This window comes from Terrisporobacter muris (genome assembly GCF_024621905.1).
Taxonomy (GTDB): domain Bacteria; phylum Bacillota; class Clostridia; order Peptostreptococcales; family Peptostreptococcaceae; genus Terrisporobacter; species Terrisporobacter muris.
Genome location: NZ_JANKBY010000450.1, coordinates 1 through 2,332, shown reverse-complemented (window position 1 = coordinate 2,332; position 2,332 = coordinate 1). Strand labels below are relative to the sequence as shown.

Sequence of the window (2,332 nt, the reverse complement as noted above, 5' to 3'; positions counted from 1 at the left end):
TCTTATATATGAATATTATAAAGTAATAATACTGAAATTCACGTGGTAGAATTAAATTATTTGACAAGATAATTTATAATGCTTAAAATATAGTTAAAATGGATTAATTATACTTTATGTTTTTATATTTCTCAGGGAATATACATAATTCAATTGGTAGAGAAAATGTAGGAGGAAAGAAAATGTTAGATATCAAAAGGATAAGAGAAAATCTAGAAGATATTAAAAAAGCTATGGACAGAAGAGGAGAAAAAGAATTTGATCTTGATGCTGTTGTAGAACTAGATGATCAAAGAAGAGAGTTACTAAAAGAAGTTGAAGCTTTAAAGAGTGAAATGAATGTTGAACAAAAGAAAATACCTCAACTAATGAAAGAAGGTAAAAAAGAAGAAGCTGAGGCTGAAAAAGTTAAGCTTAAAGAGTTATCTGAAAACATAAAAGTTTTAGATGAAAAAGTTAAAAAAGTTCAAGATGAATTACAATATAGATTACTTAGAATACCAAACGTTCCAAATGCAAACGTTCCACAAGGTGATACTGATGAAGATAACGTAGAAGTTAGAAAATGGGGAGAACCAAGAAAATTTGATTTTGATTTCAAAGCTCACTGGGATATAGGTACTAATTTAGGAATTTTAGATTTTGAAACTGGAGCTAAAATAACTGGTTCAAGATTTACATTATATAGAGATAAAGGTGCAAGACTAGAAAGATCTGTAGCCAACTTCTTCTTAAATACAAATACAGAAGAACAAGGATATACTGAGTTTATACCACCATTTATGGCTAATACAAACTCATTCTTAGGAACTGGACAACTTCCAAAATTCGGGGAAGATATGTTTAAAGTTGAAGGAACTGATTACTACTTAATACCAACATCAGAAGTACCTTTAACAAATATAGTTGCAAATGAAATATTATCATATGATGAATTACCTTTAAATTATACTGCTTACACTCCATGCTTTAGATCAGAGGCTGGTTCTGCAGGTAGAGATACTAGAGGTCTTGTTAGACAACATCAATTCAATAAAGTTGAAATGGTTAAAATAGTTGCACCAGAAACTTCATATGATGAATTAGAAAAATTAACTGCTAATGCAGAATATTTATTACAAAAATTAAACATACCATATAGAGTTGTTAGAATATGTACAGGAGACTTAGGTTTCACTGCTGCATATAAATATGACTTAGAAGTATGGATGCCATCATACAATAGATATGTTGAAATATCTTCTTGTTCAAATTGTGAAGATTTCCAAGCTAGAAGAGCTGGAATAAGATTTAAAAGAGATAAAAACTCTAAGGCTGAATATTGTCATACATTAAATGGATCAGGTCTTGCTGTGGGTAGAACAGTTGCCGCTATTCTTGAAAATTACCAACAAGCAGATGGTTCAGTAGTAGTTCCAGAAGTATTAAGACCATATATGGGAATAGATGTTATAAAATAATTTTAATTTACATAATAAAAAGAGAGATGAATATCTCTCTTTTTTTGTGGAAACTATTTGCATTTAAATGTTTCACATGATGAAAAGTGAGAATTAATAAGAACACTATCTGCACTACATCTAGAGTCGTTGTAATAAATGCAATTATAAGCTTCGCAAATTATATTTTCTGGTTCTGTATTACCACCTACCTCTATTGCACTAGTAAAAAATCCTACACTATCTGCAAAGTATGTTGAACAAGTAGTTTCAGATGTTCTTACTGCAGAATTACCTCTTATATGTATGTAACCAGCATGACAACATTTATCATAATTATGAGCACAATTAGTCGCTTGACAATATAATTTTTTTTCAGACATATTATTTCCTCCTAATCAACACTTCATTACTTTATTTTTATCTAAAGTAAATAAAGTATGTATAAAGATATATAATTTCTGTGGAAATATATTCTATTGTGATATGCTAAATATAGCTGATTTATTTGTAGCTACATTAATTGGGGGAAGGATATTTGTTGTAGTAAAAGATGCAGCATCTACCATGAGTACAAGTTTGATTTTAGCATTAGGGCTTTATATAAGATTCTAGTATTCATTTTGATTTATTATAAAAGGTTAAAGATAATAGATAAAAGGTACTTAATAGGTATATTTGCAACAGAAAGAGAACTTCTTTTAAAAAATATAGGAATTAAACAAATAAATCCATCATCAGCAACACAGATATTAATTTTAGAGAATTTATAGTTTTCTCTAGGTTCTACAATACTTATGCTTCCACCATGAGCATCTATTATTTTTTTACTAATAGCTAGTCCTAAACCTGAACCTTTTTTTGTGCGTGATTTTTCTCCTACTACAAAAGGT

General features: G+C 29.0%; 4 protein-coding genes. 2 read left to right on the top strand and 2 right to left on the bottom strand.

The genetic code is table 11. The annotated features are described in order from the left end of the window. Positions 1-182: 182 nt before the first annotated feature. Entirely contained in the window at positions 183-1,460 is a 1,278-nt protein-coding gene (gene serS, locus NSA58_RS19070) for a serine--tRNA ligase (RefSeq protein ID WP_039678884.1), read from the top strand. A gap of 53 nt (positions 1,461-1,513) precedes the next feature. On the opposite strand, the gene NSA58_RS19065 is transcribed toward serS, so the two are convergent. Next, positions 1,514-1,822: a DUF1540 domain-containing protein gene (locus NSA58_RS19065; RefSeq protein WP_039678885.1), complete on the bottom strand. Its 309-nt coding sequence runs from the start codon at positions 1,820-1,822 to the stop codon at positions 1,514-1,516. Between the two features lie 103 nt (positions 1,823-1,925). On the opposite strand from NSA58_RS19065, the gene NSA58_RS19060 reads away from it, so the two are divergent. Next, on the top strand, positions 1,926-2,054 hold the full coding sequence (locus NSA58_RS19060) for a hypothetical protein (RefSeq protein ID WP_257560857.1): 129 nt from the start codon (positions 1,926-1,928) through the stop codon (positions 2,052-2,054). 16 nt (positions 2,055-2,070) lie between these two features. Here NSA58_RS19060 and NSA58_RS19055 read toward each other — a convergent pair. Further along, positions 2,071-2,332, bottom strand: a 262-nt coding sequence (locus NSA58_RS19055) for an ATP-binding protein (protein ID WP_330652612.1), incomplete at its 5' end; no start/stop codon positions are given.